Raw genomic sequence first — 12,890 nt, 5'->3', positions numbered from 1 at the left:
GCGATCCCGCCAGATCGGCAATCCATCTGGAAACATGGGCACGACGTTCGCCTCCGGCGGATACGTGTGACAAAACAGCCCTGCTTCGGGAGGTACGCGGACGGTGAAACTCGTCGTCGCTATGACCGGGGCGACCGGGGCACCGATCGGCGTCCGGCTCCTCAAGGCGCTGCGCGAACTGCAGGTCGAAACCCACCTCGTGATCAGCAGGTGGGCCCGCACCACCCTCGCCCAGGAAACCGGCCTGACGGTCAAGGCGGTCGAGGCGATGGCCGACACGGTCTACAAGCCCGACGATCAGGGCGCAGCCATTGCCAGCGGGTCCTATCGGGTCGACGGCATGGTCGTCGCCCCCTGCAGCATGAAGACCCTCGCGGCGCTGCGCACCGGCTACGGCGACGGGCTCCTCGGACGCGCCGGGGACGTCACGCTCAAAGAGCGTCGCCGGCTGGTTCTGATCGCGCGGGAAGCGCCCCTGTCGGCGGTACACCTGGAGAACATGCTGGAGCTGACGCGCATGGGCGCCACCATCTTTCCGCCCGTGCCCGCCTTCTACAACAACCCCCGGACCATCGACGACGTCGTGGATTACATCGTGGCGCGGGTGCTCGATCAGTTCGGCCTCGACATGCCGCATGCCGGAAGATGGGTCGGCCAGATACCACCGAGGGACCGGCTCACCATCGCCGACCGAGCGGAGGATGCCGAGTGACCTCGGACCGAATTCAGCTGGTACGCAGTGCATGTCGGCCTCGCACCCGCCGCGGCCCGATCCCAGCCGGTGTCGGCCTCTTACAGTGAGGACATGGAAGAACTCCACGCTGACCGCAGGCGGGCCGAATCTTTCGGCGCGGCGTCCGACGACTATGACCGGTACCGGCCACGTTATCCGCGGGCGCTGATCGCTGATCTGATCACCGCTGCGGGGCTCGCGACGCTGGATGTCGGGGCGGGCACCGGGATCGCGTCGGTGCAGTTGATCCGTGCCGGCGCAACAGTTCTCGCGGTGGAACCCGACTCCCGGATGGCCGGCGTCGCCGCGGGCAAGGGGGTCACTGTTGAGATCGCGACGTTCGAGGACTGGCAGCCCGGCTCCCGAACGTTCGATCTGGTGGTGTTCGCCCAGTCGTTTCACTGGGTCCAGCCGCGACCCGCACTGGCCAAGGTGCGGGGCATCCTCAATCCCGGTGGGCGGCTGGCGTTGTTGTCGAACCGGATCGTGCCGAAGGCGCCGACGTGGGCCGACCTCGACGACATCTACTCCGACTATCTCGGTGACGAGCGCAGCTCGATCGTCGACGCCACCCGGTTGGCCGAGGTGACCGCACTCATCGAAGACGGTGGCTTCACGGTGGACAACCGCAACGTGGTCGAGCAGTTGCACTACACCACCGAGGATTGGCTCAATCTGGTGTTCACCTATTCCAACCATCTGACGCTGCCCGCGGCGGCACGAGATGAGTTGCGCGGTCGCCTCGCCGAGCGGATCGGTCCCCACGGCGTCGACGCGGTCAACGACGCGCTGGCCGTCATCTGTACCCCCGGGTGAGGGCGGTCAGCTCACGCAATGACCTTGCCGGTCAAGGCAATCAGTTGGTCGAACAGGACGCCCAATTCGCTGTCGCGTCGCTCCAGCGGCGCGAACCCGTCGGCACCGAAGTCCTGGAATAGGGACAGTGCCACCTGGGCGCGGACATCGAGCATCTGAAAGTTGGCGACGATCTGGCGCCAGTGCTCTACGGCGCGGACTCCGCCGTCGGCGCCGTAGGACACGAACGCGATCGTCTTGTGGAACCACTCGGAGCCCAGGCTGTCGACGGCGTTCTTGAGTGCTCCCGGGACCCCGTGGTTGTACTCCGGGGTGACGAAGATGAATCCGTCACACGTGTCGATCGCCTGGCTCCAGCGCGTGACGTTCGGTGAATCGTATTGCTTCTGCGCCGTCGCGGGTACGGTCCCCGAGGTCAGCAAGGGGACGTCGAACTCCTTGAGATCCAGAACCTCGAACTCCGCATCGGCGCGCTGCGCGGCGCCTTTGGCGACCCAGTCGCCGACCGCCTTGCCGTTACGGCCCTCACGGATCGACCCGATGACGATACCGATCTTCATGAATTCTCCCTTCTAGTTGCAACGGGCTCGATCCGTCGGACCAGCACCTCGGTGACGATCAGCAATCCCAGCCGCATCACGTTGAGCCGATGCCAGCGGGCGATGAGATGCGCTTGCACCTCCGGGGCGATTTCTCCTTTGAGGAGCGGGATGTTGATACCCGGATGAGATAGGTGCTCAAACCGAGCGCGCCGGCCAGCGACGCGCCCGCGGCGACGACGGTCCGGTGATCGGCACCGCCCTGCCATCCTCGGTGCAACACCACCGACGTTCCACCCATGGCTGCCGGCGTGATGGGTGCGTAATAGGGCGCGGGGCTGCCGGTGCCGATGATCCCCGGGCGGCGGTGAGTGGCGCCGGCGATGAGTTGAGGCACGCCGACGACCGCCTCGTAGGCATTACCGAAAAACCAGGCTGCCCGACCGAATCGGGCGATGCCGCTTGCCGATGGTGCCAGTTTGGTCATATGCCCGAGGCTACGACGGCTGTCGCCGGTAGGTGAGCTTGTCCAGTTCATTGCCGTATTCGTCGACCGCGACGACATCCATCTCACTGACGAACGTCCCGGGCCGCACATCGACGCGGATGAAGGCGTAGTTGCGGAACCGCACCCGTGACCACGCGACGCCCTCAGGCTGCTTGTCTCCGTTGGCATCCCAAACGTAGCTGTTGGGCACGAAGGTGTCGGCTATCACGTGCCCGCGATAGCTCTCCGATTCGCCTGGCTGAAAGTTGTAGCGCGGCCGCCCGCCCGAACCCACCGTGTAATACACCGTGCCGTCGGTGTCGGGATAGACGACGGCGTTGTCTTCGGCGGCCCGCGTCGGGCGGCCGCCACGAATCGGATCGGTCCGCTCGAAGACGTGGTTGTGGCCCTGTAGCACCAGGTCCACCCGATGGCGGTCGAACAAGTCGACCCAGGCCGCGCGGACGCCGCCGTCACTGGCGTGCGAATCCGTCGTCGAATACGCACAGTGATGGAAGAAGCAGACGATGAAGTCGATGTCGGGATCGGCCCGGTGCGCGGCCAACGTGCGTTCCACCCAGCTGTTCTGGGCCCCACCCGAGTACCCGGTGTTCGCCTTGATCTCGTAGCTGACGTCGTTGGCGTCCAAGGAGAGCACCGCGACGTTGCCGTAGACGAACGAGTACACCGACGGGCAGGTCTTGGGGCCGTTGCCCGGGAAGTCGAGCCGGGCCAGATGCCCGGCGTACCCGTGCGCCGGGTAGCTCGCTTCCATGTCGTGATTGCCGGTGGCGAACATCCACGGCGTCGTCGCGGCGCTGCGCTCGATCGACCCGAAGTAGACGTCCCACACGAACGGATTGAACTTGTCGAATCCCGACGGCGGATTGCCCCCGCCCGAGGGCACGAACGTTCCCGGCTTACCCGCACCCGAGGGGTCGGCGTAGGCGATATCCCCGGCCAGCACATGGAAATCCGGGCGTGACGCGACGATTTGGTTCAACACGTTGGTGGTATGTCCGACGGTCGGGTCGTTGTCCGGCTTGTAGTACTGGTCGTCGTAATCGCCGGGCTTCAATCCCGGCGGCAGCGCCGGGGTGTCATCGGTCCCCTGATCGCCCAACATGGTGAATCTGAACGGGACCTGTGCGTCGCGTGCGCTGGGCATCGCCGTCGACGCGGACAACACGTCGCTGACGAAACCGTCTTCGGTGCGCCACTGATAAAAATGCGGTGCTCGTCCCGGCAACCCGTCGACCGGCACATGGGCGTAGAACTGCTCGGCCGCGAGCACACCCCCACGACTGTCGGGAATCTGCGTGACCAGGTTGCGGACCTCGGCCTCGGCCGTCGCGCCCAGCGCCGGCGTGGGGCCGTGATCGACGAAGACTTTCAGCCCGCCCGGGCTGCGCGACAGCTGTGCGGCGAACCGCAGTTGGCTCGCCGCGTCGGAACCGTAGCCCACGCGGCGGTTGGCCACCGTCAGCGGTGCGTCGGCGGCGTAGGCGCGGTGACCGAACGGAGATACCCCGAGACCGGCGACTGCCGCCAATGCTGCCGAGCCTCGCAGAAAGTTCCGTCGCGACACCCGGTGCCTGCGAAGATAGTCCTGATGCCAGTCGTACTGCTCGGCCATCGTCATGCTGGCGGCCACCGCCGTCGGGATCCCGGTATCGGGAGTCTCGCCGGGTGCTGTCAAACGTCTCGTGCCCACATCTGAAGATGGTGGTCCAAACCGTGCCCCGGCGCTGTGCGCCACGTCGAACGCATGGTGACGGGCCGGTGAACCGTTACCCCCGCACGGATCGCGCCGCCCGGCCGCGGATCGGTTTTTCAGATGAATTAGATCGAATATATGCGCTGTACAGATACAGCGCGCGGCTGAATCATGGTTTCCAACGAGCGATTCTGTCCGAGCAGTGGAGGTTGGGATGTCGAGCCAAGAGACCGAGGTTCTCGTCGTCGGCGCGGGTCAAGCCGGTATCGCGATGAGCGAGCACCTCGGTTTGCAGGGCGTTCCGCACCTCGTCGTCGAGCGCGATCGGGTCGCCGAGCGCTGGCGGTCGTGGCGGTGGGACTCACTGGTGGCCAACGGGCCCGCCTGGCATGACCGCTTTCCGGGCCAGGAGTTCAATATCGACCCCGACGGGTTCGCCGGCAAGGAACAGGTCGCCGACTATCTCGTCTCCTACGCCGAGAAGATCGACGCGCCCATCCGCACCGGCGTCGAGGTGACATCGGTCCGCAAGAACGACGGCCGGCCGGGCTTCACCGCCCAGACCTCCGACGGCACCATCGAGGCCCGCTACGTCGTGGCGGCAACCGGCGCGTTCCAGAAGCCCGTCATCCCGCCAGTCGTTCCGCAAAGCGTGGGTATCCACCAGCTTCATTCGAGCGCTTATCACAATCCGCAGCAGCTGCCCGACGGCGCCGTACTGGTCGTCGGCGCCGGATCGTCAGGTGTGCAGATCGCCGACGAACTGCAGCAGTCGGGCCGGCAGGTCTACCTCGCCGTCGGTCCGCACGACCGGCCGCCCCGCAGCTACCGCAACCGCGACTTCTGCTGGTGGCTCGGCGTTCTCGGCAAGTGGGACATGGCCGCACCGCCACGCGGAGCCGAGCATGTCACCATCGCCGTCAGCGGCGCGCACGGCGGGCACACCGTCGATTTCCGGTCGCTGGCCGCCAGCGGGATCACGCTGCTCGGCATGGCCGGCGCGTTCGACAACGGTGTCATGCGCTTCGCCCCCGATCTGCGGAACAACATCGAGGCCGGCGACGCGAACTACCTGTCGATGCTCGACGAGGCCGACGCCTACGTCGCCCGCAACGGTCTCGATCTGCCCGAGGAGCCGCAGGCCCGCATCCTCGGCCCCAACCCGGGCTGCGTGACCCATCCCATCCTCGTGCTGGATTTCGCCGCCGCCGGGATCACGTCGATCATCTGGGCCGTCGGCTTCGCGTTCGACTACGGCTGGCTGCAGGTCGACGCGTTCGACGAAAACGGCAAACCGAAACACCAGCGCGGCGTGTCGACGGAGCCCGGCGTGTACTTCCTCGGACTTCCTTGGCAGTCCCGACGCGGTTCGAGCTTCATCTGGGGCGTCTGGCACGACGCCAAATATCTCGCCGACCAGATCGCGATCCAGCGCAGCTACCTGGCCTACAAAGCCGCCAACCAGACCTGAAGAGGAAAGAGGACAGTGGTCATGACCGACATCGCAACACCGACCCACACCCGGATCCGGCCCTTCAACACCAAGGACACCTATCCCGAACAGAACCTCGACAACGACCTGTGCCAGGCCGTCGTCGCCGGCGGGGTGGTCTACCTGCGCGGGCAGATCGGCCAGGACCTCGAGACACGGGAATCAGTGGGTATCGGCGACGTCGAAGCGCAGACCGAGAAGGCGATGAGCAACATCGCGATGCTCCTCGATGAGGCAGGCAGCTCGCTGCGCGACATCGTCAAGGTCACCGTGTACCTCACCGACATCCGGTATCGAGAGACCGTGTACCGGGTCATGGGACGCTGGCTCAAGGGCGTCTTCCCGGTGTCGACGGGCCTGGTGGTCGAGGCCCTCGCCCGCCCCGAGTGGCTCGTCGAGATCGACGCCACCGCGGTGATCTCTGGGGAGGCGAAATGACGTTCTCCCTTGTCGCCCGTGACTCCGGCACCGGCGCCTTCGGCATCGTGATCTCGTCGTCGAGCCCCGCGGTCGCATCGCGCTGCGCCCACGCCCGGGCCGGGGTTGGGGTGGTCGCGTCGCAGAATGTCACCAACCCGGCCCTCGGGACGCTCGTGCTCGATGCGCTCGCCGGGGAACTCGATGCCGAGGCCGCACTCAAAGCCGTACTGGCACAAGAGAAGTTCCCCGACTACCGGCAGCTGACCGTCGTCGACGCCAATGGCAGCACCGCCGTGCACTCCGGGCCCAACAGCCTCGGCGTGCACACCCACCTCGAAGGCGAAGCGGCAGTGGCGGCGGGCAATCTGCTCGCCGACGAGTCGGTGATCGCCGAACTGCTGGGCGGCTATGCCGGCAGCACCGCCAAGGCGTTCGAGGACAGGCTGCTCGACGGGCTGCGCGCGGCACTCGCCGCCGGCGGCGAGGCCGGCCCCGTGCACTCCGCCGGAATGCTTGTGGTGGAAGATGTTCCGTGGCCCGTGACCGACCTTCGGGTCGACCACTCCGACGATCCCATCGGTGAGCTGGCCGCGTTGTGGGCGCTGTGGCAGCCGCAGAAAAATGACTACCGCGTGCGTGGCGTCGACCCGACCCGGGCACCGTCCTACGGAGTTCCGGGGGACCAGTGACCACCGTCGACGCCGCCGTCGCCACCGGGGTCAGCGCGGCCCACGCGGGGCTGATCGAGCTGTCCCGCGACCTCTACGATCATCCCGAGATCGCCTGGGAAGAGGTGTGGTCGGCCCCGCGTGTCGCCGGTCCCTTGGCGGACAACGGGTTTGACGTCACCGAGAAGTACTGCGGCCTGGACACCGCGTTCGCGGCGCGGATCGGCAGCGGCGACCTGCGCATCGCGCTGTGCGCCGAGTACGACGCGCTGCCCGGGCTCGGTCACGCGTGCGGGCACAACCTGATCTCCGCGATCACCGTCGGCGCTGCGCTCGCGCTGGGGCCCGTCGTCGACGATCTGGGCTTGACCCTGTCGGTGATCGGCACCCCGGCCGAAGAGGGCGGCGGCGGCAAGATCGAACTGCTGGAGCGCAACGGCTTCGACGGTTTGCACGCCGCCGCGATGGTCCATCCCGGCCCGGTCGACGTGGCGCGGGCCCAGCCATTTGCCGTGTCGCACAGCCACATCGCCTACCACGGCAAGTCGTCGCACGCTGCCGCCTACCCGGAACGCGGTATCAACGCGGCCGACGCATTCACCATCGCCCAGGTCGCGATAGGGCTGCTGCGTCAACAACTACCGTCGTCGGTACGGGTGCACGGCATGATGACCCGGGGTGGTGAGGCCCCGAACGCGATCGCCGAACGCACCGAGGGCCGGTGGTACGTGCGCGCCGAAACGCTCGCGCAGTTGGCCGAGATCGAGCCCAAGGTGATGCGCTGCTTCGAAGCCGGTGCCCTGGCGTCGGGTGCCGAGCTCACGGTGACCCCGGAATCCAAGCCGTATGCGGAGTTCCGGACCGACGATGAGCTGCTCGCCTGCTACGAGCGCCGCGCGACCGCCGCGGGCCGGCGCTTCGCGACCGGGCCCGACACGATGATGGCGCGGGCGTCCACCGACATGGGCAACGTGTCGCAGACGCTGCCCGCCATCCATCCGTATATCGGTATTGACTCACTGCCCGCGGTCAACCATCAACCAGAGTTCGCCGCTGCCACCATCACTCCGGCTGCCGAAGCGGCCATCGCGCAAGGCGCGCTCGCCCTGGCGGGCACTGTTATCGATGCCGCCGGCCAAACCGCCATCCGTCACCGGCTGCTCGTTGGAAGATGAACCATGCCCACCCCGACCCGCACTGAGCACGACCTACTCGGCGACAAGGATGTCCCCGCCGACGTCTACTACGGCGTGCACACCGCCCGCGCGCTGGAGAACTTCCCCATCAGCGGCGTGCCGATCTCGCAAAACCCTGATCTGGTGGTGGCTCTGGCTGCGGTGAAACAGGCTGCGGCCGAGGCGAATCTACAGCTCGGGCAGCTCGACGACGGAATCGCCCAGGCCATCATCGCGGCGTGCATCGAGATCCGCGGTGGGGCCCTGCACGACCAGTTCGTCGTGGACCAGATCCAGGGCGGCGCCGGAACGTCGACAAACATGAACGCCAACGAGGTGATCGCCAACCGCGCGCTGGAAATCCTCGGTCACCAGCGGGGCGAGTATCGCCACCTTCATCCGCTCGAGCACGTCAACCTCGGGCAGAGCACCAACGACGTCTACCCCACCGCGGTCAAAGTCGCCCTCGGGATGGCTGCGCGGTCCCTCGAACAGGCATTGCGCGGGCTCGCCGAGCGCTGCACCGCCAAATCGATCGAATTCGCCGACATGCTCAAGCTCGGTCGCACTCAGTTGCAGGACGCCGTGCCGATGACGCTCGGCCAGGAGTTCGGCGCGTACGCCATCACCATCGGTGAAGACGCCGACCGGCTCGAAGAGGCCTTGGCGCTCATCGCCGAGATCAACCTGGGTGGCACAGCCATAGGTACCGGCCTCAATACCCATCCGCAGTACGCCGCGCTGGTCTGTGAGCGGCTGCGCGTGCTCACCGGCTTGCCGCTGAGCACTGCCGGGAACCTGGTCGAGGCGACCTCCGACGTCGGGGCCTTCGTGCAGCTCTCCGGTGTAACCAAGCGGGCCGCGGTGAAGCTGTCGAAGATCTGCAACGATCTGCGGCTGCTGTCCTCAGGCCCGCGGGCCGGGCTGGGCGAGATCAACCTGCCTGCCGTGCAAGCCGGTTCGAGCATCATGCCGGGCAAGGTCAACCCGGTGATCCCGGAAGTCGTCAATCAGGTCGCGTTCGAGGTCATCGGCAACGACCTCACGGTCACCATGGCCGCCGAGGCCGGGCAGTTGCAGCTCAACGCCTTCGAGCCCATCATCGCCCGGGCCCTGCTGTCCTCGCTCAACCACCTCACGGCCGCCGTCGACGTCCTCGGCACGCGGTGCATCCAGGGCATCACCGCCAATGCCGAGCACATGCGTGACACCGTGCTGCGGTCGGCCAGCATCGCCACAGCGCTCAATCCTGTGCTCGGCTACGAGGCGGCCACCGCGCTCGTCGCCGAGGCCATCGCCACCGGCGCGTCGATCCCTGAGCTGGTGCGACGCTCGGCGCTGCTCGACGAGGAGACCTTGGCTCGCATCCTCAGCCCCGAGAACCTCTGCCGGCCAAACGATCCCAAGGCCGCCGAGGCGCTCTGAGCATTGTCCGCGGCACCACACCCATCCAGGTGCCGCGCAGCGACGAACCTCTGGTGTGAATCGACAAGAGGAGACATCGCTCGTCCGGCGGATCGCTGTCATCGGCAGTGGTGTGTCCGGCTTGACCGCCGCGTGGGTCCTGGCCCGAGACGCCGAGGTCACGCTGTTCGAGGCGCAACCGCGCTGTGGTGGACACGCGCACACCCATCGGCTGCCGACCGGCCGCGATGAAGCATCCACGGTTGCGGTCGACTCGGGATTCATCGTCTTCAACGACCGCACCTACCCGACTCTGCTGAAGCTGTTCGATGAGCTCGGCGTGCAATCTCAGGAATCGGACATGTCGATGTCCGTCCGGTGTGACGGCTGCGGTCTGCAGTACGCCGGGGCCAAAGGACCCAGCGGGTTGTTGGCGCAACCGTCCGCGGTGGTTCGGCTGCGCTATCAGCGGATGCTCGCGGAGGTGACGCGCTTTCACCGACTGGCCCGCACCGAACTCGCACTGGACGACGGCAGCTGCCGCACCCTCGGCGAATTCCTGACCTCTGCGCGGTTTTCCCGCTATTTCACAGCACATTTCATGGTGCCGTTGGTCGCCGCGGTGTGGTCGTGTCCCCCGAACATCGCACTCGACTACCCGCTCGGATACCTGTTGCGGTTCCTTGATCACCACGGGATGCTGACGGTATTCGGATCGCCGACATGGCGCACCGTGACCGGCGGCTCAGCTCGGTACGTGGACGCGATCACCGCGCGGCTGCACACCGTCCGCACTGGCGTTCCGGTGCGCAGCGTGGCTCGCACCGCGACAGGGGTGGTGGTCCGCGACGACGCGGGCCGGGTCGACCAGTTCGATGCAGCCGTCATCGCGACCCATCCAGACCAGGCCCTGGCCGTTCTCGACGGGCCCACCGCAGCCGAGACGGAGATTCTCGGTGCGTTGACCTATTCCGTGAACCACACTGTGCTGCATACCGATACGTCGGTGTTGCCGACGCGCCACCGGGCCCGAGCGTCATGGAACTATCGGCTGCCGGACTGCGCCTCATCCTCGGACCGGGTTCTGGTCAGCTACGACCTCAGCCGACTGCAGCGCCTCGACGCGACGGATCGACGGTTCCTGGTGACCCTCGGCGACGGCGGCAGAGTCGATCCCGATGCAGTGCACGCCGCCATGGTGTACGAACACCCGCAGTACACACCGAATTTCGTTGCCGCACAACGACGCCTGCCCGAGTTGGGCGATCACCGGATCGCATTCGCAGGCGCGTATCACGGATGGGGCTTCCACGAGGACGGTGCCCGCTCGGGCGTCCTTGCCGCGCAGCGGCTCCAGGGCAGCTGGTCCGGTCCTGGGCCACAGCTTCGCCACCCGGTCGGGAGCGCGGTGTGACGTTGCCGCGGATCGTTCGAACTCGCATCCGGCACGTCCGCCGCCGGCCGATCCATCACGAATTCGGCTACCACAGTTACAGCTGGCTGGTCGACCTCGACGAGCTGCCTCAGCTGCCGGGGCTGTTGCGGCCGTTCGCCCAGTTCAGGTCCGCTGACCACGCCGGGGAGCCGCAGTGCGGACTGCGCGCCAACATCGATGCATACCTGGCAGAGCATGGAATTTCCGTGCCCGGGGGCCGGGTTCTGATGCTCGCCAACGCGCGTGTTCTCGGCTTCGTGTTCAACCCGCTCACGCTGTATTGGTGCCATGACCGCGCCGGGGCAGTGGCCTGCGTCGTGGCCGAGGTGCACAACACCTACGGAGGTCGACACCGGTACCTGGTGCGCACCGATCCGCACGGTAATGCCATTGTGGCCAAGGATTTCTACGTTTCTCCGTTCAACGCGGTGACGGGCAACTACCACCTGCACGTTCCGGAACCGGACCGGCAGCTCCATGTTGCCGTCCACTTGCGTGACCCCGCCGGCTCCACCGTTTTCAGCGCCACGATGACCGGTGCGGTGCATGCCGCCGACACCGCCACCGTGCTGCGGGCATTGGTGGCTGTTCCGTTGGCTCCGCTGTTGGTGGCGCTGCGTATCCGGTGGCAGGGCGTGCGCCTCTGGGCGCGCGGCCTGCCCGTTGTCACTCGACCTCAGGAGAGGATCTGATGGCACTCGACCAGACCCGAATCATCCCCGCCCGGCAAGAGGGTCCGACGCGCTGGCGTGAGCTCTCCAGGGTCCCCCGTGGCCCACGCGCCCGGTTCGGCGCGTCCATCGCAGAAGCATTGTTCCGAAGCGCCACCCGCGATCTGCCCATCCGGGTGGACTACTCGGACACAGCATCCGTCGCGGACGCCGCTTCGCCGCGGATGGTGTTGCACCGCCCCGATCATTTCTTCGCCCGGCTGGCCGCGGGCGGTCTGATCGGTTTCGGGGAGTCCTACATGGCCGGTGACTGGTCATCCCCAGATCTCACGGAGGTTCTGACGGTATTGGCCGGTCGCATCGATACTCTCGTGCCGGCGCCACTGCACCGCTTGCGCCGTGTGTTCCTGCCGCGGGTGCCTCACAGTCAATACGGCGCACGCGGCGATGCCCGCGCGAACATCGCCCATCATTACGACCTGTCCAACGAGTTCTTCAGCCTGTTCCTCGACGACTCCATGACGTACTCGTCAGCGTTGTTCACGGGCGCCGACGCCACACCAACATGGCAGGACCTCGGCGAGGCGCAACAGCGCAAGATCGACCGCCTGCTCGATGGAGCCGCTGTCGCAGCAGGCACGCGACTTCTCGAAATCGGCACGGGCTGGGGAGAATTGGCGATCCGGGCCGCACAGCGGGGTGCCCGGGTTCACACGATCACGCTGTCACGTGAACAGCAGCTGCTGGCTCGCAATCGCATCGCCGCCGCCGGCCTGTCGAGCGAGGTCACCGTTGCGTTGTGCGACTACCGCGACGTGCGGGGCACCTACGACGCGATCGTCTCGGTCGAGATGATCGAGGCCGTCGGTCACCGCTACCTACCGACCTACCTGTACACCCTCGACCGGCTGCTCGCTGACGACGGCCGAATCGCATTGCAGGCCATCACAATGCCTGATCACCGGATGCGCGCGACCCGCAATACCTATACGTGGATTCACAAGTACATCTTTCCCGGCGGATTCCTGCCATCGGTGGGTCTGCTCGAACAGATCGTCGCAAGCCGCACCGGGCTTCGGGTTGTCGATCGGTATTCGTTCGGTTCGCATTACGCACACACGTTGCGACTGTGGCTGCAACGGTTCACCTCTCGCACGAGCAGCGCCGAAGCGCTGGGTTTCGACGAGATCTTTCGGCGCATGTGGGGGTTTTACCTCGCGTACTCCCAAGCCGGCTTCGCCTCGGGGTACCTCGACGTCCACCAATTCGTGCTTGACCGCGCATCCGGTGATGGTCACCATGACGCTGGATAAGGGCACGATCCCCCTCGACG

The 12,890-nt window shown here is 66.5% G+C and carries 13 protein-coding genes; 10 read left to right on the top strand and 3 right to left on the bottom strand.

Going from position 1 to position 12,890, the window contains the following annotated elements; genetic code table 11:
• The first annotated feature begins 103 nt into the window (after nt 1-103).
• Together BTO20_RS01345 and BTO20_RS01340 are read left to right on the top strand one after the other, a co-directional pair.
• Complete coding sequence (locus BTO20_RS01345; RefSeq protein WP_198344216.1) at nt 104-712, top strand: UbiX family flavin prenyltransferase; 609 nt, start codon at nt 104-106, stop codon at nt 710-712.
• 93 nt (nt 713-805) lie between these two features.
• Nucleotides 806-1,549: a class I SAM-dependent methyltransferase gene (locus tag BTO20_RS01340; protein ID WP_087081432.1), complete on the top strand. Its 744-nt coding sequence runs from the start codon at nt 806-808 to the stop codon at nt 1,547-1,549.
• Between the two features lie 11 nt (nt 1,550-1,560).
• Here the strand turns inward: BTO20_RS01340 and BTO20_RS01335 are convergent, their stop codons facing one another.
• The 3 genes from BTO20_RS01335 to BTO20_RS01325 all read right to left on the bottom strand — a co-directional run bounded on the left by BTO20_RS01335 (nt 1,561) and on the right by BTO20_RS01325 (nt 4,217).
• Nucleotides 1,561-2,109 (bottom strand): NADPH-dependent FMN reductase, encoded by a 549-nt coding sequence (locus BTO20_RS01335; RefSeq protein WP_087072720.1) that lies wholly within the window; start codon nt 2,107-2,109, stop codon nt 1,561-1,563.
• Between the two features lie 76 nt (nt 2,110-2,185).
• Entirely contained in the window at nt 2,186-2,575 is a 390-nt protein-coding gene (locus BTO20_RS01330) for a hypothetical protein (protein WP_087072718.1), read from the bottom strand.
• A 10-nt stretch (nt 2,576-2,585) separates the two neighbouring features.
• Complete coding sequence (locus BTO20_RS01325; protein WP_232491314.1) at nt 2,586-4,217, bottom strand: metallophosphoesterase; 1,632 nt, start codon at nt 4,215-4,217, stop codon at nt 2,586-2,588.
• 289 nt (nt 4,218-4,506) lie between these two features.
• Between BTO20_RS01325 and BTO20_RS01320 the strand changes: the two genes are divergently transcribed.
• The 8 genes from BTO20_RS01320 to BTO20_RS01285 are packed head-to-tail and all read left to right on the top strand — an operon-like array spanning nt 4,507 to nt 12,870.
• A complete protein-coding gene (locus tag BTO20_RS01320; RefSeq protein ID WP_087072714.1) occupies nt 4,507-5,763 on the top strand; it encodes a flavin-containing monooxygenase in 1,257 nt (418 codons plus the stop codon).
• A 21-nt stretch (nt 5,764-5,784) separates the two neighbouring features.
• A complete protein-coding gene (locus BTO20_RS01315; protein ID WP_198344215.1) occupies nt 5,785-6,222 on the top strand; it encodes a RidA family protein in 438 nt (145 codons plus the stop codon).
• A complete protein-coding gene (locus BTO20_RS01310; protein WP_087072710.1) occupies nt 6,219-6,893 on the top strand; it encodes a DUF1028 domain-containing protein in 675 nt (224 codons plus the stop codon). The genes BTO20_RS01315 and BTO20_RS01310 overlap by 4 nt, the downstream gene beginning before the upstream one ends.
• Nucleotides 6,890-8,047 (top strand): M20 family metallopeptidase, encoded by a 1,158-nt coding sequence (locus BTO20_RS01305; protein ID WP_087072708.1) that lies wholly within the window; start codon nt 6,890-6,892, stop codon nt 8,045-8,047. Before BTO20_RS01310 ends, BTO20_RS01305 begins: the two co-directional genes overlap by 4 nt.
• 3 nt (nt 8,048-8,050) lie before the next feature.
• On the top strand, nt 8,051-9,472 hold the full coding sequence (locus BTO20_RS01300; protein ID WP_087072706.1) for an aspartate ammonia-lyase: 1,422 nt from the start codon (nt 8,051-8,053) through the stop codon (nt 9,470-9,472).
• 55 nt (nt 9,473-9,527) lie between these two features.
• Nucleotides 9,528-10,865 carry an NAD(P)/FAD-dependent oxidoreductase gene (locus tag BTO20_RS01295; protein WP_087072704.1) on the top strand — a complete coding sequence of 446 codons (1,338 nt, stop codon included), beginning with the start codon at nt 9,528-9,530 and terminating at the stop codon, nt 10,863-10,865.
• Nucleotides 10,862-11,578, top strand: coding sequence for a DUF1365 domain-containing protein (locus BTO20_RS01290; RefSeq protein WP_087072702.1), 717 nt, complete (start codon nt 10,862-10,864; stop codon nt 11,576-11,578). The genes BTO20_RS01295 and BTO20_RS01290 overlap by 4 nt, the downstream gene beginning before the upstream one ends.
• Nucleotides 11,578-12,870 carry an SAM-dependent methyltransferase gene (locus BTO20_RS01285; RefSeq protein WP_087072700.1) on the top strand — a complete coding sequence of 431 codons (1,293 nt, stop codon included), beginning with the start codon at nt 11,578-11,580 and terminating at the stop codon, nt 12,868-12,870. The genes BTO20_RS01290 and BTO20_RS01285 overlap by 1 nt, the downstream gene beginning before the upstream one ends.
• Nucleotides 12,871-12,890: the final 20 nt, after the last annotated feature.

It is taken from the genome of Mycobacterium dioxanotrophicus (assembly GCF_002157835.1).
In the GTDB taxonomy this organism is placed as follows: Bacteria; Actinomycetota; Actinomycetes; order Mycobacteriales; family Mycobacteriaceae; genus Mycobacterium; species Mycobacterium dioxanotrophicus.
The sequence above is the reverse complement of the archived record's forward strand: the minus strand, read 5'-3'. Positions and strand labels throughout refer to the sequence as shown.

Coding starts and splice junctions, on each gene's coding strand:
- BTO20_RS01320 (WP_087072714.1), top strand. CDS start 4,507: ATGTCGAGCCAAGAGACCGAGGTTCTCGTCGTCGGCGCGGGTCAAGCC.
- BTO20_RS01315 (WP_198344215.1), top strand. CDS start 5,785: ATGACCGACATCGCAACACCGACCCACACCCGGATCCGGCCCTTCAAC.
- BTO20_RS01330 (WP_087072718.1), bottom strand. CDS start 2,575: ATGACCAAACTGGCACCATCGGCAAGCGGCATCGCCCGATTCGGTCGG.
- BTO20_RS01335 (WP_087072720.1), bottom strand. CDS start 2,109: ATGAAGATCGGTATCGTCATCGGGTCGATCCGTGAGGGCCGTAACGGC.
- BTO20_RS01310 (WP_087072710.1), top strand. CDS start 6,219: ATGACGTTCTCCCTTGTCGCCCGTGACTCCGGCACCGGCGCCTTCGGC.
- BTO20_RS01300 (WP_087072706.1), top strand. CDS start 8,051: ATGCCCACCCCGACCCGCACTGAGCACGACCTACTCGGCGACAAGGAT.
- BTO20_RS01325 (WP_232491314.1), bottom strand. CDS start 4,217: ATGACGATGGCCGAGCAGTACGACTGGCATCAGGACTATCTTCGCAGG.
- BTO20_RS01285 (WP_087072700.1), top strand. CDS start 11,578: ATGGCACTCGACCAGACCCGAATCATCCCCGCCCGGCAAGAGGGTCCG.
- BTO20_RS01340 (WP_087081432.1), top strand. CDS start 806: ATGGAAGAACTCCACGCTGACCGCAGGCGGGCCGAATCTTTCGGCGCG.